The 19,360-nt window shown below is 62.4% G+C and carries 12 protein-coding genes and 1 pseudogene; 4 read left to right on the forward strand and 9 right to left on the reverse strand.

The features are described 5' to 3' along the window. Nucleotides 1-2 precede the first annotated feature (2 nt). Nucleotides 3-1,931 carry a methyl-accepting chemotaxis protein gene (locus DN745_RS18360; RefSeq protein ID WP_111337218.1) on the forward strand — a complete coding sequence of 643 codons (1,929 nt, stop codon included), beginning with the start codon at nucleotides 3-5 and terminating at the stop codon, nucleotides 1,929-1,931. After that, entirely contained in the window at nucleotides 1,928-4,489 is a 2,562-nt protein-coding gene (locus DN745_RS18365) for a hybrid sensor histidine kinase/response regulator (RefSeq protein ID WP_111337220.1), read from the forward strand. The genes DN745_RS18360 and DN745_RS18365 overlap by 4 nt, the downstream gene beginning before the upstream one ends. Before the next feature lie 17 nt (nucleotides 4,490-4,506). Here the strand turns inward: DN745_RS18365 and rpoN are convergent, their stop codons facing one another. Further along, nucleotides 4,507-5,973 carry an RNA polymerase factor sigma-54 gene (rpoN, locus tag DN745_RS18370; protein WP_111337801.1) on the reverse strand — a complete coding sequence of 489 codons (1,467 nt, stop codon included), beginning with the start codon at nucleotides 5,971-5,973 and terminating at the stop codon, nucleotides 4,507-4,509. Nucleotides 5,974-6,336: 363 nt separating this feature from the next. Between rpoN and DN745_RS18375 the strand changes: the two genes are divergently transcribed. After that, complete coding sequence (locus tag DN745_RS18375) at nucleotides 6,337-7,704, forward strand: DUF7282 domain-containing protein (protein ID WP_133621949.1); 1,368 nt, start codon at nucleotides 6,337-6,339, stop codon at nucleotides 7,702-7,704. Between the two features lie 114 nt (nucleotides 7,705-7,818). Here the strand turns inward: DN745_RS18375 and rsgA are convergent, their stop codons facing one another. The 8 genes and pseudogenes from rsgA to DN745_RS18415 all read right to left on the reverse strand — a co-directional run bounded on the left by rsgA (nucleotide 7,819) and on the right by DN745_RS18415 (nucleotide 17,212). Continuing rightward, nucleotides 7,819-8,940, reverse strand: coding sequence for a ribosome small subunit-dependent GTPase A (rsgA, locus tag DN745_RS18380; protein ID WP_111337224.1), 1,122 nt, complete (start codon nucleotides 8,938-8,940; stop codon nucleotides 7,819-7,821). Nucleotides 8,941-9,083: 143 nt separating this feature from the next. Continuing rightward, a complete protein-coding gene (locus DN745_RS18385) occupies nucleotides 9,084-10,331 on the reverse strand; it encodes a metallophosphoesterase (RefSeq protein WP_111337226.1) in 1,248 nt (415 codons plus the stop codon). 177 nt (nucleotides 10,332-10,508) lie between these two features. Beyond that, a complete protein-coding gene (locus tag DN745_RS18390) occupies nucleotides 10,509-11,033 on the reverse strand; it encodes a hypothetical protein (protein ID WP_111337228.1) in 525 nt (174 codons plus the stop codon). A gap of 9 nt (nucleotides 11,034-11,042) precedes the next feature. Then, complete coding sequence (locus DN745_RS18395; protein WP_111337230.1) at nucleotides 11,043-11,828, reverse strand: hypothetical protein; 786 nt, start codon at nucleotides 11,826-11,828, stop codon at nucleotides 11,043-11,045. Nucleotides 11,829-12,701: 873 nt separating this feature from the next. Further along, a pseudogene (locus tag DN745_RS20270) lies at nucleotides 12,702-12,782 on the reverse strand (SEC-C metal-binding domain-containing protein); the annotation flags it as partial. 108 nt (nucleotides 12,783-12,890) lie between these two features. After that, the gene (locus DN745_RS18405) at nucleotides 12,891-13,595 is read right to left on the reverse strand and encodes a tetratricopeptide repeat protein (protein ID WP_111337234.1); all 705 of its coding nucleotides are present in this window, start codon (nucleotides 13,593-13,595) and stop codon (nucleotides 12,891-12,893) included. Between the two features lie 165 nt (nucleotides 13,596-13,760). Then, a complete protein-coding gene (locus tag DN745_RS18410; protein ID WP_111337236.1) occupies nucleotides 13,761-15,014 on the reverse strand; it encodes a serine hydroxymethyltransferase in 1,254 nt (417 codons plus the stop codon). Nucleotides 15,015-15,133: 119 nt separating this feature from the next. Further along, a complete protein-coding gene (locus DN745_RS18415) occupies nucleotides 15,134-17,212 on the reverse strand; it encodes a (Fe-S)-binding protein (protein ID WP_111337238.1) in 2,079 nt (692 codons plus the stop codon). 373 nt (nucleotides 17,213-17,585) lie between these two features. Here DN745_RS18415 and DN745_RS18420 point away from each other — a divergent pair, with 373 nt between their 5' ends. After that, nucleotides 17,586-19,349, forward strand: coding sequence for an Hsp70 family protein (locus DN745_RS18420; RefSeq protein WP_111337240.1), 1,764 nt, complete (start codon nucleotides 17,586-17,588; stop codon nucleotides 19,347-19,349). Nucleotides 19,350-19,360 lie beyond the last annotated feature (11 nt).

Genomic DNA, 19,360 nt, shown 5'->3' on the forward strand with positions numbered 1-19,360 from the left:
CGATGCAAAAACTATGGCTTCATATCACCGTGGGCTTTGCTGCTTTGACGGTGGTGGCGATCGCCGCCTTATTGGGGCGTGACCTGATTGAAGTTTCTCCGGTCGTCCTATCGGTGGTGGTCGCGATCGTCGGGTTGGGCCTGGCGATTCTTACCCGCCGGGCGCTCGCCCCGCTATCCGCGATTACTCATGTGGTCGAGGGGATCGCCCAGGGCGACCTGAACCAGCGCCCCCTGACCACCAAGGGCAGCTATGAGGTCGAGCGCCTGCGGGTGGCGACCAACCGGATGGTCGCGCGCCTCAACGCCGTGTCGGCCCAGGCGCGCGAGCTCGCCGATGGCAAATACGACGTGAGCAGCGTCGAGAAAAAGGTCCTTCGCAGCCAGCGCCTCTCCGACGCCGACATCCCGGTGAAGGCCAGCGACGGAGACCTCGAGCGCAGCTTCGCCGAGCTGATTAACCAGCGCCGCCGCCTGACGATTCAGGCGCGCATGATCTCGCGCGACCAGCTCAATAGCCCGCTGTTAAATCAGAAGATCCCCGGCGAATTGGGCGATGCCTTCGGCTATATGGTGCTCAATCTTCGGGTCATGGCCCAGCGCGCCATCGATATCAGCGGCGGCGACCTCACGACCACCATCGAGGGGCAGGGCGAGCTGACCAACTCCTTTAATCAGATGGTCGATTGGCTGCGCGGGTTGGTCGAAGAGATTTCGGGCACCGCGATTCATATCTCGACCGCCGCCGAGCAAATTCTGGCGGTCTTGCGCGAGCAAGAGTCCGCGGCCAACCACCAGGCGGCCAGCGTCGAGGAGACCCAGCGCACCATGGAGACGCTGCTCGCCTCGGCTAAAAAGATCGCCGAGAACGCCCAGCATGTGTTTAAATCCGCCGAGAAGACCCAGGGCAATAACCGCACGGTGAGCGAGCGCATCACGGAGCTTAAGAATCACACCGAGCGTATCAGCGAGATCCTTGAGAATATCAAACGCATCGCGGACCGCTCCGATTTGCTCGCGCTTAACGCCAGCCTTGAGGGCATGCGCGCCGGCGAGGCCGGCAAGGGATTTACGCTGGTCGCCGCAGAGATGCGCCGCCTGGCCGAGAATATCACCGGGTCGGTCTCCGATATCAAAGGTCTGGTCGTCGACATCGGGGAGTCCTCGGTGGCCACGGCGATGGCGACCGAGCAGGGGACGCGCCTGTCGGAGAATACCACCGATAACGCGCTGAAGATCACGCTGATTACCCAGCAACAGAAGTCGGGCACCGAGCAGGTCACCCAGTCGATGGACGAGCTCAGTTGCCTGATCAACCAGGACGTTGCCGGCACGCAGCAGGTGACGATGGCGGCCAGTGAGCTGGTGAAGCTCGCTGAGAGCCTGCGCGGGCTGGTCGATAAATTTCAGCTCGGCGCGCTCCCTCCGGCGTCCCGGACGGGGTCGTTTGCCGCCCGCGCGCCCGTGCGCCCGGTCTATCGCGGCGCCCCGCAGAGCGCGCGCACCTCGGCGATTCCGCTGAGCAAGTCGAGCAAACCGGCGGCCGCGAAACCCGCCGAGGAGGCGGGTGAATTCGAGCCGGAGGCGGCCGCGTCTTCGCTGGAGCAGACGTCGGATATTCCGTCGGATTCGGGGGCCGATCAGCCCACCATCGAGTTCTCCACGCAGCTCTCGGAGGAGCAGCAGCACGAGGTTATGAGCAAGATGGTCGCGGGTCGCCCCGCGGCTCAGATGACGCTTGAGGCCGATTTTGGGGAGCTCGATGAGCTCAGTGATTTCGACGATATTGCGGGCGCCGGCGTGGGGTCGCTGCGCGAGGATTCCGGAAATATCGACGCCGAGCTCGACGCCCTGGAGCGAGAGCTCGACAAGAAGGCGAGTGAGTCGAGCGCATCCAACGCACGTCCCTCCGAGAAGTCCGAGGAATCATGAGCTTTGGCGCCCTGATCGAGAAATTTCGAGCCGTCGCGCTCGACCGTATCGAGCGCATGAACGTGCTGCTGGTGCAGCTTGAGCATGATCCCATGGACGCTGAGGCGACCGAGGAGATTCTGCGCGAGATTCATACGCTTAAAGGCGAAGCCAAGATGATGGGCTTTGCCGATGTGAACCTGGTGTCTCATCAAACCGAGCATCTGCTCACGCTGATCACCGAGCGCGGCTTCGAGATCCCGCAGAATGTGGTCGATGTCGCGTTTGAGGGCTTCGATATCGTGCGGCAATTGCTCACCAAATCGGCCGGGGCGTCGGACGCGCCGGTCGATCTGTCGGGGTTCGTCGAGCGGGTGACGGGCGCGCGAAGCGCGGCGGCATTGCCGAGTTCCCCGCCGATCTCAGAGGTGTTTTACGAGCCGCCAAGCCAGGCGCCGGCGAGCCAATTCGACGACCTGGCGGCCTCGCTTGCGGCCGATAGTTGGGGAGATAGTGCGGGGCCGAGCGACGATTTTCAGGACGGGCTGAGAGCTTCGGGCGGCGAGGGCTCGCGCGCGACGGCGATGGACTCCGAGGGCGTCGACCGAAGTTGGGCGCCCGGCGGGTTGCGCCGGGGTGGCCACGGTCGCTCCACGCGCGCGCGCATCGACGCCTCCCAGGTGGCCACCGCCCGGCGCGATGGCTCGGGCAAGTCGGATGATTCGCCGAGTTCGACCTCTTCGGACCGCCTGCTTCGCCTGCAAGTCGGCGGCAGCCTGCGCGTGGACCTGGAGAAGCTTGAGCGCCTGGGCGACGTCGCCGGCGAGGTGCTCTTGCTCAGCCGGCGCCTGAACTACGGCCTGGGCGAATTGGCCTCGATTCGCGATGACCTGCGCCTGTGGTTGGAGCGCCTGGACGGGGTCTTGCCGATTCAGACCGTGAGTCAGTTGCGCAACGTCGTGCATCGGTTTGACGACTTCACCAGCGGCACCCGCGAGGAGACCTACCTGATCACCTCGCGCACCGCTCAGCTCGACGAAGAGGTGCGCGGGTTGCGCCACGTGCCGTTGGCCCAGGTCATGAGCCACTATCCGCGCGCGGTGCGCGACCTCGCCCGCGAGCAGGGAAAACGCGTGCGCCTGGTCCACGCCTTCGGCAATGTCGAGGTCGACCGCACGCTCCTGTCCGCGCTCTCTGAGCCGATGCTTCACCTGATCCGAAACGCCGTCGATCACGGCATCGAGTCGCCCGAGGAGCGCCAGGAAATGGGCAAGGAGCAGGAGGCGGTGATCCGCCTGCAGGCCGAGTATATCGGCGACAGCATTCGGGTCGTGATCGAAGATGACGGGCGCGGGATCTCGCCGCAGTTATTGCGCGAGAAGGCCGTCGCGCGCGGACTCTTTAGCCCGGAGCGCGCCGAATTATTGAGCGACCAGGAGGCGCTCGCCCTGATCTTTGATGCCGGGTTTACCACCCGCGACAGCGTCAGCGACGTCAGCGGGCGCGGCATCGGCATGGACGTGGTGCGCCGCCAGGTGACCGAAATGGGCGGGTATATCGAGGTCGAGAGCGAGGTCGGTGAGGGCACCTCGATCACGATGATCTTGCCGGTCTCAAGCGCGGTCAGCCAGGTCCTGATGGTCGAGATCGGCGGGCGACAATTCGCGCTGGCGGCCAAACAGGTGGTACGCGTGGGCGCGGTGTCGCGCGCCGAGATCATGCGCAGCCACGGCGCGGCGTTTGTCGATTACGACGGCGAGATGATCGCGTTGGCGGATTGGGCGCAGCTGTTAATCGCGCGAGGCGAGCCGCAGCCGGTCGACACGCGTGAGAAGTTGACGGTGTTGATCCTTCGGCGCGGCTCCCAATTTGTGGCCGTGTCGGTGTGTCAGGTGCTCGGCGAGCGCGAGGCGATGAGCCGGCCGTTTGGCGATTTTTTGCGCGGCGTCCGCCTCTGTCGCGGCGTCGCGCTCACCGACGCCGGCGAGGTCGTGCCGCTGCTCAACGTCCCCGAATTATTGGCCCAATCCGACGTCACTTCGCCCCGAAATATGGCGACCCTGTCGACGCGCGCGCGCAGCGAAAAGCTCGCGGGCGCCGAGGCCACAGCGACTTCGCCCGGGGCAAAAGAAAGCGGCGATAACCCGGACTTCGCCGACCTGGCGCCGCACGCTCATGAGGACCCCGACACGAGCAATTATAGCCCCCAATATCGGGTGCTGGTCGTTGAGGATAGCGAGATCACCCGGGATCTGGTGACCCGAATTCTGGGCAACCACGGCTATCAATTCGTCATCGCCGAAGACGGCCAGATGGGCTGGGAGTTGCTGCAGCAGCACCCGGTTGACCTGGTGCTCAGCGATGTTCAAATGCCGCGCATGGACGGGCTGGAGTTGCTCAGCAAGATTCGCGCCTCTCGGGAGTTCGCGGACCTTCCGGTGGTGATGCTCACCACGCTCGGCGACCCCAAAGACAAGGCGCGGGCGCTGGGTCTTGGGGCCGACGGCTACCTGGTGAAATTGGACTTCCAGGAGAGCGATTTGGTGGAGATGGTCCGGCGCCACCTGGTGATCGACTAGGGCTCAAGTCGGCCGGATTAGAAGACCTGCTTTCGCTTGGAGCTCGACAAAAAGCCCATGCTCTCGCGGTATTTAGCCACGGTGCGCCGGGCGATGTCGATATTCTGTTCGTCGGCGAGTTTTTGGGCAATCTTGGCGTCCGACAACGGCTTTTTGGGGTCCTCGCCGCTGATGATGTCGCGGATCTTCGCCTTCACGGCCTCGCTGGCGAGGTCGTCTCCGCCGGTCTTGGTGATGGCGGAGTTGAAGAAATATTTGAGCTCGAAGACCCCGCGCGGGGTGTGCACGTATTTATTGGTGGTGACGCGGCTGATGGTCGACTCGTGCATCTCGATATCGTCGGCGACCTCTTTGAGCACGAGGGGGCGCAGGTATTCGACGCCCTTCTCGAAGAAATCACGCTGGAATTTGATGATGCTCTCGGTGACCTTGATGATGGTCGATTGGCGCTGCTCAATGCTGCGGATCAGCCACAGGGCGCCGCGTAATTTGTCCTGAATATAGTCGCGGACCTCGTCCTTTTCGCCGTCCTCCTTCTTCTGGGCGAGCATCGACTTATAATAATTCGACACCCGAAGCTGCGGCAACCCGTCGTCATTAAGGGTGCAGACCAATTCGCCATCCTCGTTTCTGACGATATAGATATCGGGGGTGATATAGCGGCCGGCTTCCTGGCTAAACGGGCGCCCGGGCTTGGGTTCGAGCCCGGCGATCAGGCGCGCCGCGCGGATAACCTCTTCGTCGTCGACCTCGAGGGCGCGGGTGATATTATTGATCTTCTTGCGCTCCAGATCCAAGAGATGGTCGTTGAGGATCGCCATGACGGTCTCATCGTCGGGCATCAACTCCCGGGCCTGGATCAACAGGCATTCCTGGGCGCTGCGCGCGGCGACGCCCAGCGGGTCGAATTGCTGAATCAGCCCGAGCACCTCTTCGACCAGGGCTTCGTCGACGTCGGCGTCCGCGGCGAGGTCGGCGGCGGTGGAGTTTCGCAGGTAGCCGGTCTCGTCGAGGTTGCCAATGATCAGCGCGCCGACGCCCTCGCGCACCGGGTCCAATGACAACATGCGAAGCTGGACCATCAGGTGGTCGACCAGGGATTCGCTGGTCGACAGAGTCTGCTCGATCCCCGGAAGTTCGCTGCTGCTCAGCCCCTTATAGGAGTTGGTGGGCATGGCGCCGGAGCTATAATCGTTGAGGTAATTATCCCAGTCGACCTTATCCATATCGCGCTCGTCGGCGCGCACTTCTTCTAATTTATCGTTCTTTTTGATCTCCTGAAGATCGGGCTCCTGGGCGTGCAGCGACTCGCCGTCGTAGGTCTCGCGCGCCTCTTCAAGGATCGGGTTTTCGTTCATTTCTTGCTGCACCGCGTCGATAAGCTCGAGGCGCGAGAGTTGCAATAATTTGATCGCCTGCTGCAATTGCGGGGTCATGCGCAATTGCTGGGTTTGCTTGAGTTGTGCGCGAAGTCCCATTTCCATCATGAATCAATCCTGATTCTGAATGATACAGACATTGATGTCGCGGTGGCCGATGCTGCTGTTATCGGCTCGCCCAGCTGAGTCGCGGTCTGCTCGCCAAATGGCGGTGATCTTCGATGAAAACCCGTCTAAAGCCCATTGGTGGGGCGAATTTACGGAATAAATCCTTCAGGTTGCCATTTTGGCTCCCATCTTGCATTAGGTTACTAAAGTAGCCAAAACGTGGCAAGCATGACGAGAGTAGAATGGTATATCTCTTGCTTACGCTGGAGGTATTGTAGTGTAGAGGGATTGGGCTAAATCGAAAATGAGAAACGCGGAGCAAACCCGTTTTTCTGACACATATTTTAATGGAGTATCAAAATGCGTAAACACATCTTAGTGCTGTTGGTTGCTTCCCTGGCGTTTAGCTTGAGCGCGTGTTCCGACGACTCCCCCTCCGAGCGTGATGAACGCGCGGATGTGATCGACGAAAGTGACGTGAAACAGGACGAGGACGCGATTGAGCCGGACGCGGGCGAGCAGGACGCGGGCGATCCCGACGTAGACGAGGCGGACGCCGATGAGTCGGACGCCGACGAGTCGGACACAATCTCGACGGATGCGCCGAACCTTATTTTCGCGGATGACCAGGTCGTCGCGGCGGCCGAGTCGAATCAGGTGACGATCCGCCAGGCAAAGGTCGAAGCCGACGCGTTTGTCGTGGTCCACCAGGAGTGTATCGACTGTCTGGTCCCTGGACCCGGTGAAATCGTGGGCCACGTGGCGATTGAGGCCGGCGACCATAGCGACATCGCCGTCACGCTTGACCACAACGTGAGCAATGGCCAGACCTATTATGCCATGCTCCACGAGGACACCGACGCCGATGGGACCTTCGACTTCGTCGAGGGCGGCCAGGCCGACGGCCCGCTGTCGGACGAGACGAATACCAGCCTCGTGGATTCGTTCGTGGTGAACGTGGCCTCGATCATCGTCACGAATCAAACCCTCGATGACCTGTCGACCACGGTTAATATCAGCGAGATTTACAGCGACGGGGCGGGTTGGGTCGTGATTCGCGAGGGCGCGTGTGCTGATGATGGCGCGCTCATCGGCGAGGCGTCGACGCAGGACGGCTCAACCGTGAATCTCCCCGTCTCGCTCTATCGACCGGCGCTCAGCGGGGAGACGTTATGCGCGGTATTGCACGCGGATACGGGCCTGTCCGGGAACTTCGAGTTTGACGCAAATAACCCCGATACCGAAGACGCTCCTGTCCAACTCGCCGACGACTCGATCGTGCGCGCGCAATTCGATGTTATGGTGCCCGACGGCGTGCCGGCGGTGCGCATTACGCTGAGCAACGCGGGCGACCAGGAGTATATGGTCGACGCGGTTGAGCCTCATTTCTTCGGGGCCGGCTTGCTCGACGTGGGCAACCCCTCGATGGGGCTGATGAACGGGTGGCGCTACGAGATCGTCAATCTGGCTACCGCCGAGCAACCCTTTGAATTTATTGTCAAAGGCTCGACGGCCGGCGGGTTCGAGACCGCCGATTTGATCGTGTTGTCGCAGGCCGCGCCCGGCACCGGCGAGGGGGACGCCGAGATCGATTGGGTCGAGGATGGCAACGCGATGCGCTTCACCGTCGCGGGTGAGTCTTGGACCGGTGTTATCAACGTCAATGGATATCGTTCGGCGAACGCGACCGGTCGGATGCGCGGCGATGTCGCGGTCTATATTCAATAAGTCATCGGCCATCGCGCGGCGATGGCGATGGGTTGCGCTGAGTCACTAAAAAAGGAGCGCCCCGGCCATGCCGGGGCGCTCCTTTTTTCTGCCGAAGAGAGCGTTGAAGATGGGTTATTTTCGCTTCTTGGAGGGGCGCGTGCTGCGCGAGCTTTTGCTGCGATTTGCGCGGCGGGCGACGGCGGCCTGGCGGGCCTTTTGGATCTCGAGCTCCTCGCGCAATTTATGCCAGCTGGCCAGGCGCTCGGCGCTCAACTCGCCGGAGTCCAGGGCTTCCTGGACGGCGCAGCCGGGCTCGCCGTTGTGGGCGCAGTCGCGGAATCGGCAGGAGACGTTGAGCGCCTCGACGTCGTCGAAGGCCTCGACGGCTTCGTCCTCGTGGGCCCACAATTGGAATTCGCGCATGCCTGGGGTGTCGATTAAGACGCCCAGGCTGCCGGGATTTTCGGGGTTGGGGATCAGCAGCAATTGGCGGGCGGTGGTGGTGTGGCGGCCGCGGGCGTCGTCTTCGCGGATGCCGCTGGTTTCCTGGACTTCGGCGCCCATGAGGCGGTTGACGATGGTCGATTTTCCCACCCCCGACGAGCCGACGAAGACGATCGTGTCGCCGTGGTTAAGCCAGGCGCCCAGGGCGTCGAGCCCACGCGATGAGGTATCGAGCGCCGATAGCCCGACCACCGGTGAGCCGTCGGCGACCGCCTCGGCGCGCGCCAGGTAGGCGTCCGGGTCGTCGGCGAGGTCGAGTTTGTTGAGCACGATGACCGCGCTGGCGCCGGCGGCGCGCACCGCGACCAGGTAGCGCTCCAGACGCCGCGGCTCGAACTCCTCGTTCATCGAGGTGACGATAAAGACCGTGTCGACGTTGGTGGCGATGACCTGCTCGTCGATGACCTGGCCGGCGGCCTGGCGCACGAAGCAGGTCTGGCGCTCAAAGACCGCCATGACGGTCTTAAGGGCGCCGACGTCGTTGCGCACCACCACCCAATCGCCCACCGCCGGCAACTCCTGGGGGCGCCCGGCGCGGTAGCGCAGCACGCCGCCCAGGCGCGCGCGAAATTGGGTGCCGCTGGTGCCGCCGGCGGTTAAAACGTCGTATTGCTGGCCGTCGTGGCGCGAGATCCGCGCCGCGAAGCAATCTTCAGGCTCGATATCTTCGCAGAATTCGACAAGCTCCAGCTCGCCGGGCGTTTGCTCCGCGTAAAAATCATTCCAGCCCAGGTCTTCGAGTCTAATCATGCGCGCCCTTTCGGATTCAATTGATGCACCATTTTTGCTGATTGATGGGGCATTGCGGCCCCGATTACTCTGCGAATTATCACCGCATGGAGAGGTCCGCGAAGTCTAGCAGACGGGCGAACCGATTGTCGAAGATGCGCCGATTAGACGCTCTTCAGGGTCAGCAGGGTTATCTCTGAGGGGGCGCCCAGGCGAAGGGGCGGGCCCCAATAGCCGGTGCCGCAGCTCACGTAGATCTTCATCTCTTCGTAATCATCGAGGCCGCGCGAGAACGGATGGGCAAAGCCCACCAGGAGGTTGCCCGGCCAGAATTGGCCGCCGTGGGTATGCCCCGAAATCTGCATGTCGAAGCCGGCCTTGGACGCCTCCCAGATGCTCTTGGGTTGGTGGGCCAGGAGCAGGCGGAAGTCGACCGGCGGCGCCCCGGCGATGGCCTTGTGCGGGTCGGTCTTGTGCGGGGCGTAGTGGCGCTCGGCGCTATAGTCGGTGACCCCGCCCACCAGCAGGCGCGCGCCGTTGACCTCGACGACCTTATGGGCGTTAAGCAGCACATTCCATCCCAGGCTCGCGACCTCTTCGCACCAGCCCGGGCCGTCCCAATAATACTCGTGGTTCCCGGTGACATAATAATTGCCGTAGGGCGGGTTGAGCTGGCCGAGCGGGGCAACGTCGGCGCGAAGTTGGGGGACATAGCCGTCGATGAGGTCGCCGGTGAAGGCCACCATATCGGGGTTGAGGGTCTTGATCCGGTCGACCACGCCCTGCACGAAGTCGCGTTTGATGGTCGGGCCGACGTGGATATCCGAGATCTGCACGATCTTAAACCCGTCGAGCCCCGCCGCCAGGCCCTTGATCGGAACCTCGACGCGGCGCACGTCGGGGATGCGGGTCGCTTGGACGAAACCGTAGCCGGTCGCCACCACGCTCGCGCTGACCATGCCGGTGTTCAGCACGCCTTGGAAGAGGGCGCGCCGGCTCGGGTCGTCCGGTGCGTCGAGGGGCCCGGGGGACGGTGCATCGGCGCGCAGCGACGCGTCGGTGCCGGCGAGGGCTGCGGGCTCAGGGGCCGGCGAGGGCTGGCGTTTTTTCAGATAGAGGCGCGATCCGAGCAGGACCAAATCCCGCAGCAGGCACAGCGTAAAGAGGATGGAGAAGATCCCCATGCCCATAAACGCGACCCATTGCAGGGTCTCCTTCCACAGGGTCTCCGGGGTGATGCGCCGGATTGACATCGCGGTGACGCTGAGCGCGAAATGCATCCCGATCAGCCCCCACACCGCCCGGCGCAGGCGCGGGCGTTGGATGAATCGGCCCAGGCTCCAGCCGACATACGCGTGGCCGCCGCCCCAGATTAGGAGGACAAAGAGTACGAAGACGATGATTCTCAGCATATTCTGGTATCGGCGGACAAGTGAAGGGGTTGCGGGGGTGGTGCGATGGGTTGGGCGGCGCGCGCTCCGGTTCGTCGCGCTATCTAACTAGCGTAGTGGGCATCGTTGTTCCATGAAGATCCGTTTCGCCCCAAAAATATTGGGCGTCCCCCTAAAGAGGCTGTCCGGTATGGGGGATTATTCTTCGTTCAGGATCTTCTGATAGGTCTCCAATCGGTCGGCCAGCGGCGGCAGCAGCGCCTGGGCGTTCTCGGAGGGGGCGTCGAGGGTGATCACCCGATTGCCCATGGTGAGCGCAGAGGATTCGTCGCGCATCTCGTGCAACTTTTCGTCGACATCCTGGGCGCTCTTAAGCGTATAAATCGTGACGTGAATCTCTTGATTCTCGCGCCTAAATTTATGCGTCACCTGGCTTTGGGTGCCAAGCTCGATACTCTCGGGCTCTCCGAATCGGGCAAAGCCCTCGGTCTCGATCACCTGGACGATCGCGGGGATCGACGGGGTGCGCTCCAGGCCTTTGGTCACGCCGCTCTTTTTGGAGATCGAGGCGGGCGGCTCGGGCTCTAAGTCGCCGTCGTCTAGCGCGAACCAGCTGATAAAGGTCACGCCAGCGGCCAGCAAAATGGTCGACGCGATCAGGGGGATGAGGCATCCCAGGGGGCCACGGCCAGTCTTATTTCGGGTCGTGTGGAAGGATGCCATAGGGTCCAATCAATCCGCGGAGGGGAGGTCAATCTCGATATCGTGCAGGGTCCAGCCGATGAGGTCGAGGGTCGCGTAGACCTGCTCGATCATCGTGCGGGTGGCGTAGACCGCGTTATGATACGGGCCAACACTGAGGGATGCAACGGGTCCGTAGAAATTCTTAGGCGGCTCGGGCCATTTGGGCGGCTGCGGGTCGGTATTATAGTCGAAGACCTGGATGACGCCGTAGCTATCTTCAAGGGTGAAGTCGGCGATGACCGCCGCGAGCTCGTCCCACTCATCGTGGTCGAGCTCGAAGGGGTCGACCAGCGCGAAGACCGCCACGTCGGTCTTCTCGTAATTGAAGTCATCGCCGCCGGGCGGGACGATGTTTGCCAGCTTGGTGGCCGAGTCCACGATCTTATCGCAGCGAATGGGCTCCGAGCGCACCTGCTCCTGGAGCTTCTCGCGGGTCTCGGGGTCTTTTTCGGCCAGGTAAATGCGGTGGGGCACGTCGTTGATGACGTCGATGACCAGGCCGGCCGAGCAGCGATAGGGCTCGTCCTTGTCGAGGCGGTTGGCCTCCAGGCGCACATAATCTTTATAGTAGGGGTGCTCGGAGAGCTTCTGGTTGACCGCTTGTTTCCACTTCAGCTTATTGGTCCACGGGGCGTTGAGCAAAAACGCGTGGGTGTCGAAGTAGAGCAGTGGGGCTTTGATGGCCTTGGTTCGCATCAATTTGGCCAGACGGACCAGCGCGCCGTGCTTGAGAATATCGCCCAGGTTGCCGACGTTATTGAGCTGTTTGTTCAAGGGTCATACTCCAGAGCGGGTTGCACAAATCGAGATCGAAAACCCGGCCGAGAAACTCTTGGCGGGTCAAGCAGCCACCGACGATAAAATCATCGCGAGGAGCGAACTCTTTTATGGGCCCCCTGCTAATCATATCTCGACCGTTTGGTCAACCGCGCCCCAGCCTCCGATAGGCCCGGGCGCTGGCGCCGCGTGGCTAAGCGCGTATCGGCTCGCCTGGGGACTGCGCAGTTGGTCGCCCCCATATTAAAACGCGTAAGCCAAATATAGGCACCCCCCAGGGGGCTTCAAGAAACGCGGCGGCCCGCGCGAGCGCCCGAGTGGGCGCCGGCGCGGGCCGGGCTTTAGGCAGTCACGCGATCAGGCGTCGGCTTTGGCGCCCCAGACATAGCCCAGGTCCACCAGCGACAGGTCTCCGTCCTCCACCGAGTCCTTGGCGCGCTCGTGACGCTGGATATCCCAGACGCGGAACCCCGGATATTGGGCGTCGCGCGGGTTTCCGTCGGCGTCGATGTCGTTTCGGCGCAGCACCACGACCTGGTATTTATAGCTGGTCGAGCGCGGGTCATCGAGGCCCTCGGCGAGCAGCAGGTAGTGGTTGTCGCCGTCGATGCGCACGCGGCGAAGCTGGGACTCCGGGCCTGCCACGAGCTTCTCGACGCCGGCGTCGGCGGCCAGGATAAAGTCGGTCTTCTCCTTGAAACGCTTGCGGAACGGGCCGTCCGGGTGGGTCATGTCGAAGAAGAGGGCGTGCATATTATTCTCGCGCACCTGGCGCAACAATTTGTAGACGCCCCAGGCGTTGGTCGACGGGCGAATCAGCGCCTCGACGCGCGTCGATTCCTTCTGCGCTTCTTGCTGAACCCGGTGGGCTTTCTGGCAGCATTTTTTGTACTTCGCCCCGCTGCCGCACGGGCAGGGGTCGTTGCGGCCGATGTCTTCGGGAATCACGATGTCGGAGGCGGCGGTGGAGTTGGTTGCCATGGGATATATCTCGAGAATTTAGGGGCTAAAAAGTCGCGGTCGGAACCGCGACGCCTTCGGAAATTAGGTCGACTAAAATCAGCGGAACTGAGCGCGCTGGCGCTGGGCCGGCATGCGATCGAGGTGGAATTGATACCACAATTGATTCCAGCTGCGCATCTTCATTTTTTTGTTGTTCTGCAGCGCCTTCAGGTTTTTCTCGGTCACCTCGTGGCCGTCCAGGATTTCGACCGCCTGGTTGAGCACCTTGATCGCCTTGTCGCGCTGCTTGGACTTCCACAGGCAATAGGCGTAGAGGTTCCACAAAATCGCCTCTTTTTTATTGGCGGCGGTGGCGACTTCAAACGCCTCCTCCATCTCGTCGAATTTGCGCCGCTTATAATACAGCACGCCGAGCATGCCGCGGGCGGTCCAATTCTTGGTGAACGCGGTCTTCAGGTACGGCTCGGCCTCGTTGAAGCGCTCCGAGACGAAGAGGATCGTGCCGATCTGGGCGTCGAGCTGCTGCTCGACCATGAATTGCCATTTCGCGATCGGATAGCCCTGCTTAAAGATATCGATCGCGCGGTCGATATTGCGCGCCTGCAGCTGGGCCTGCGCCTGCTCGCCGAGCGCCTGAATCTGCTGCAGGGAGCGGCGGGCCAGCCAGATATAGGCGCCCACAAAGACCATCAACCCCGGGATACTTCCGTAGAGGATCTTCCAGGAACCCACGCCAAAAATCATGCCGAAGATAACGGCGGTGACCAGGCCAACGGCCATTGAGATAAGTAGATTGTACATATTTGAGTCAGTTATGAAGTCGGATGATTGACCACGGCGGGCGCTCAAAGAGGCGCCCTCCGGGCCGATTACACGGTGCCAGGCACCGTGTTTGGGCGATAATTAGGCGTTCGTGCCGGCTCGGGCGACGGCGTCGCTGGAGCCGGGCGTCGCAGATAAAGCAATTCAGGGCACCGGGAATTCCCCGCACATCGCGTCGACCTCGGCGCGAATCGCGGCGAGGCGGGCGGGGTCGTCGGCGTGATTGATGGCGTCGTCGGTCCACGCCACGATCTGGCGCATCTGCGCGGGTTTCATGCCGCGGGTGGTCACCGCGGCGGTGCCGATGCGGATGCCCGAGGGGTCAAATGGCGAGCGTGGGTCGAAGGGGATCGAGTTGGCGTTGCAGACGATGCCGGCCTGGGCCATGGCGGTCGACGCGATCTTGCCGGTGCTGCCGCGCGCCGTGACGTCGACGAGCAAAAGATGGTTGTCGGTGCCGCCGCTGACCAGGGTATAGCCCTTCTCGACGAAGGCGTCGGCCATGGCGCGGGCGTTCTCGATGATATCGGCCGCGTAGGTCTTAAACTCGGGCCGCATCGCCTCTTTAAAGGCGATGGCGACGCCGGCGATCGTATTCATATGCGGCCCGCCTTGCAGGGCGGGGAAGACGGCGCGGTCGATATCTTTGGCGAATTTCTTTTTGCACATCAACAAGCCCCCGCGCGGGCCGCGCAGGGTTTTATGCGTGGTCGAGGAGACCACGTCGGCCGCCTCGATGGGGCTGGGGTGCTGGCCGCCGGCGATCAGCCCGGCGATATGCGCGATATCGGCCACCAGGTGGGCCCCGACTTCCTCGGCAATTTCGCCGAATTTGTCGAAGTCGATCTCGCGCGGGTAGGCGGAGCCGCCGCAGAAGATGACCTTGGGTTTGACCTCGCGGGCGATCTTTCGCACCTCGGCGAAGTCGATCAGATGGGTGTCCGGGTCCACGCCGTAGTGGTGCGCGTCATAGAAGCGCCCTGAGAAGTTGACCTTCCAGCCGTGGGTGAGATGCCCGCCAAAGGGCAGGCCCATGCCCAGGATCGGGTCGCCGACCTCGCATAAGGCGTAATACGCCTCGAGGTTGGCCGGGGAGCCCGAGTAGGGCTGGACGTTGACGTGCTCGGCGCCGAAGAGCTCCTTGCCGCGGTCGCGCGCGAGGTTCTCGACCCGGTCCATATGCTCCTGGCCCTCGTAATAACGGCGCCCGGGATAGCCTTCGCTATATTTATTGGTCAGCACCGACCCGGTCGCTTCCATGATCGCGCGCGAGGTATAATTCTCGCTGGCGATCAGACGGATGGTGCGCGCCTGGCGGTCTTCTTCGTCGCGGATTATCGCGTAGACGTCGGGGTCGCTCGATTTTAATGCGTCCATCTCGGGATACAGATCGCTCATCGGATTCTCCTCGCTTTAGACCGGTTATTTTGGGGCCCGAAACTGCCGGGTTTATGAATTCAGCCTCGCCGCCCTGCCCCTTCCGGGGCATGGAGCGGCGAGGCTGAATGGGATGCGAATTATTCTGCGGCCGGAACGGCTTCTTCCACGACCGGCACGTTACGCACTTCGACGAGGTTCTCGGCGACCAATTCAGCCAGGTCGACCAGGCGAACATTGTTGGCGCCGCGGTGTTTGACGCCGTCGTCGAACATGGTCAGGCAGAAGGGGCAGTTGACGGCGATGGCGTCCGGATCGGTCGCCAGGGCCTGGTCGGTGCGCTCGACGTTGATGCGCTTGCCGAAGTCCTCTTCCATCCACATGCGCCCACCACCGGCGCCGCAGCAGAAGCTCTGGCGCTTGTTGAGCTCCATCTCCTGGCGCTCCACGCCCGGGATCGCGTCGAGGACGCGGCGCGGGTTGTCGTAGGAGTTATTCCAGCGACCGATATAGCAGGAGTCATGATAGGTGATCTTCTGCTTGGCGCTGCGCTTGACCTTAATGAGCCCGGTGTCGAGCAGGTCGGCCAAAAACGAGCTGTGGTGGATGATATCGTAATTTCCGCCCAGCTGCGGGTATTCCTTGCCGATGGTGTGGAAGCAATGCGGGCAGGTGGTCACGATTTTGGTGACGCCGTAGCCGTTGAGGGTCTCGATATTCTGGGTGGCGAGCATCCAATACAGATACTCGTTGCCGATGCGCCGGGCGGGGTCGCCCGTGCAGCCCTCTTCGGAGCCCAGGATGGCAAAGGAGACGCCGGCCTCTTTGAGGATTTTAGCGAAGGATTTGGTGACCTTCTGCTGGCGGTCGTCAAAGCTACCCGCGCAGCCAACCCAGAAGAGGTACTCGGGGGCCTGCGTCAGCTCGCTCATCAGCGGGATATCCAGGCCGTCGGCCCAGTCCGCGCGGTACGAGGAGGAGACGCCCCACGGGTTTGAGTTCTGCTCCATATTGCGGAAGGTGCGGCTGACCTCGGGGGAGAAGTCGGCTTCCATCAGCGCAAGGTAGCGGCGCATATCGACGATCGAGTCGACGTGCTCGATGAAGACCGGGCAGTTGTCGACGCACGCACCGCAGGTGGTGCAGGCCCACAGCTCTTCTTTGGTGATGACGTTGCCGACCATCGAGGGGTAGTCCTCGGGCAGCTCTTCGCCTTTGCGCAGCACCAACTCACCCTTTTCTTTGAGGGCGTATTTGATCTTCTGCACGACCATCATCGGGTTGAGGGCCTTGCCGGTGTTGAAGGCCGGGCAATAATGCTCGCAGCGGCCGCATTCGGTGCAGGCGTAGGTGTCGAGCAGCTGCTTCCAGCTCAGGTCTTCGACCTCTTTGGCGCCGAAGCTCTCCAGGGACTCATCCTCCATATCGATGGGGTTGAGCGCGCCCTTGGGGCCATGCTTTTTGAAGAAGATATTGGGCATCGCACCGATAAGGTGCATGTCCTTGCCGAGGCTCAGCGGGATATAGTTCGAGAAGACGACGACGGTCGCCAGATGCGCCCAATAGGCGACGTGATAGGTCCAGAAGAGCGCGACGGTGGACAGGCCCATGGCCTCCATCGCCTTGGCGGTCGCCAGGGCGAAGGGGGTCCAGCTTGCGTCGTGGGCCAGGTACTCGCCCAGGTAGTTGATCTCGGCGCCGTTGGCCAAGAATTTGGTGACCATCAGCGCGGCGATAAACCCGAGCACCGCCGCGGCGTCGGCCGACGCGATGGAGTGCTTGGGGCGGATGATGAAGCGGCGCACCGCGGCGATACAGATCGCCACGAAGACCACGAAGCCGAAGACGTCTTGCAAGAAGAGCGCGAAATTATAGGCAGGCTCCCCGATAAACGCCGAGAAGTGAAAGCCCGAATGGAACGCCCGAATCATATATTCGACCGTCTCCACCTGCAGGACAATAAATCCCCAGAAGATGAAGAGGTGAACCATGCCCGCCGGCTCGCGGATGACGCGGCGCTGGCCGATAACGAAGGTCACGAACCCCTTGATGCGCTCGGGCACGTCGTTGATCTTGAGGTCGCCCTGTCCCCAGGCCACATAGCGAAGCAGCCAGTAGACCGTGCGCGCGGCCATGCCGAATCCGCCAACAATAAGCAATAAAATCAGGCCGCGTCGGATCCATTCATGGGCGGCGCTCGAAACGAGTAAGGGTTCCATCTTATAAACTCCTCATGATGAAATCATGATATTTTATAGGGGGATAGCCGGTGCGAAATCGGGGTTGGGCGGAAGTATATTTTAAGGTCGCTTGATGAATCGAGGCTCGTCGAGGTGCATCATTTATTCGAAGTTCGAGCCCATCAAAAACGCCGCGTGACCGCATTTCTCGCGATACCCGCGGCAGCGAATGCCCGTTACATAACCGACTCAGGGCCCGACGGCAACATTAATGCCCTTGTTTTCCCCATCTTCTGCCCGCGCTTTCTTAATAAGTGCGCGTGCTTTGTGGTCGACGAAGTCTTCGTGAGGCGGTAATATCGGCGCGCTAATCCGGCGGAATTCTATTAAAGCAAAAGCGGAGCCTCCCATTATGTCTGAGTTGGTCGTTGGAATTGACCTTGGTACGTCGAATTCGGTTATCAGCGTGGTGCTCGAGGGCGAGCCGATCGTCATCCCGGACGCCGACGGCAATCGTGTTCATCCATCGATGGTGTATTTCCGCGAGGACGGGCGCACGGTGCTGGGCAATCGGGCCAGGCAACATCGGGTCGAGGACCCGGCGCACACGATTTATAGCGCCAAGCGCTTGATCGGGCGGTCGTTCTCGGACCCGGACGTCAAATTGCTGCGCGGCTCCTTTCCCTTCCCGATCGTGGAGGCCGCCGACGGCTCGCCGCGCTTTCATCTCTACGACCAGCTGCACCCGCCGGAGGGCATCTCGGGGCGCATGCTCCACTATCTGCGCGGCGTCGCCCAGGAGTATCTGGGCCAGCCGGTGACCAAGGCGGTCATCACGGTGCCGGCGAACTTCGACGAGGGCCAGCGCCGCGCCACCAAGCGCGCGGCGAGCCTGGGCGGGTTCGAGGTGCTGCGCCTGATCAACGAGCCGACCGCGGCGGCGCTGGCCTATGGGCACGGCGAGCAAAAACGCGAGCGCGTCGCGATCTACGACCTCGGCGGCGGCACCTTCGATATCACGATTTTGCAACTTCGAAACGACATCTTCGAGGTGCTCTCGACCGCCGGCGACAGCTATCTGGGCGGCGATGATATCGACAATCGTCTGGTCCAGGCGATGCTCAACGCGTTTGAGAAGCAATATGGCTATGACCTCTCGGGCGAGATGGCGGTGCGCCAGCGGCTCAAAGTGGTGGCCGAGCAGGTCAAGCATAACCTGTCCTCGCGCGATTCAGTCAGCGTGCAGGTCACCGAATATGCCCCGGGGAGCCTACATGAGCTGGTGCTCGACTTTAGCCTGAGCCGCGAGGCCTTTGACCGGCGCGCGGCCGACGTGGTGGACCAGTCGATCCGGACCTGCGAGGACGCGCTGCGGGTGGCCGGGCTGCAGCGCGCCGAGATCGACCACCTTGTGTTGGTGGGCGGGTCGACCCGCATTCCGCTGGTCCAGCAGCGGGTGCAGCAATTTTTCGGGCGCCGCCCGGTGCTCGATATCAACCCGGACGAGGTCGTGTCGATCGGCGCGGCGATCCTGGGCGCCTCGCTGGTGGAAGTTCAGCAGGCCCCCGAGCCGTCGAGCTGGCCGGTGATGGGCGGGGCGACGATGGACACCGAAGGTAACCTTTCGTCAAACGCGCCGCCGGTGCCGCCAAGTAGCCGGCCGCGAACGAGCACCCAGCCGGGCAATAAGCCTGCGGCGGTGGTCGAGATTGATAACGACGATTCCTGGCTGGAGTCCCTGGAGGCCCAGCAGCAGGCGCGCCCGAGCCGCGGCCCGGTGCTCATCGACGTCATCCCGCACGCGCTGGGCGTCGAGACCGTCGGCGGGGTCATGGATATCATCGTCGAGCGAAACGCCTCGCTGCCGCTGGAGCGCACGCGGTATTTCTCGACCTCGCGCGATGATCAGACCCGCGTCGTGCTGCCGATCTTCTCGGGCAATAGCCGGCGCATCGAGGATAACCGCCAGCTCGGCCAGCTCGAGCTCACCGAGATCCCGCCGGGGCCGCGCGAAGAGGTGAGCATCGAGGTGACCTTTGAGATCGACACCGACGGCATGCTCAACGTGCGCGCCACCGACCTGCGCACGGGCACCCAGCAATTCGTGCGCCTGTCGATCACCGGCGACGGCGGCGGGTCGGGCGACGCCTACGATGCCAGCGAGCTTTTGATGTGAGGCGCGCGTGA

This window comes from Bradymonas sediminis (assembly GCF_003258315.1).
GTDB lineage: Bacteria > Myxococcota_A > Bradymonadia > Bradymonadales > Bradymonadaceae > Bradymonas > Bradymonas sediminis.

What these genes read in the sequence shown, in the direction of transcription:
- DN745_RS18360 (WP_111337218.1), top strand. Translation starts at nt 3, where the DNA reads ATGCAAAAACTATGGCTTCATATCACCGTGGGCTTTGCTGCTTTGACG.
- DN745_RS18365 (WP_111337220.1), top strand. Translation starts at nt 1,928, where the DNA reads ATGAGCTTTGGCGCCCTGATCGAGAAATTTCGAGCCGTCGCGCTCGAC.
- rpoN (WP_111337801.1), bottom strand. Translation starts at nt 5,973, where the DNA reads ATGGAAATGGGACTTCGCGCACAACTCAAGCAAACCCAGCAATTGCGC.
- DN745_RS18375 (WP_133621949.1), top strand. Translation starts at nt 6,337, where the DNA reads ATGCGTAAACACATCTTAGTGCTGTTGGTTGCTTCCCTGGCGTTTAGC.
- rsgA (WP_111337224.1), bottom strand. Translation starts at nt 8,940, where the DNA reads ATGATTAGACTCGAAGACCTGGGCTGGAATGATTTTTACGCGGAGCAA.
- DN745_RS18385 (WP_111337226.1), bottom strand. Translation starts at nt 10,331, where the DNA reads ATGCTGAGAATCATCGTCTTCGTACTCTTTGTCCTCCTAATCTGGGGC.
- DN745_RS18390 (WP_111337228.1), bottom strand. Translation starts at nt 11,033, where the DNA reads ATGGCATCCTTCCACACGACCCGAAATAAGACTGGCCGTGGCCCCCTG.
- DN745_RS18405 (WP_111337234.1), bottom strand. Translation starts at nt 13,595, where the DNA reads ATGTACAATCTACTTATCTCAATGGCCGTTGGCCTGGTCACCGCCGTT.
- DN745_RS18410 (WP_111337236.1), bottom strand. Translation starts at nt 15,014, where the DNA reads ATGAGCGATCTGTATCCCGAGATGGACGCATTAAAATCGAGCGACCCC.
- DN745_RS18415 (WP_111337238.1), bottom strand. Translation starts at nt 17,212, where the DNA reads ATGGAACCCTTACTCGTTTCGAGCGCCGCCCATGAATGGATCCGACGC.
- DN745_RS18420 (WP_111337240.1), top strand. Translation starts at nt 17,586, where the DNA reads ATGTCTGAGTTGGTCGTTGGAATTGACCTTGGTACGTCGAATTCGGTT.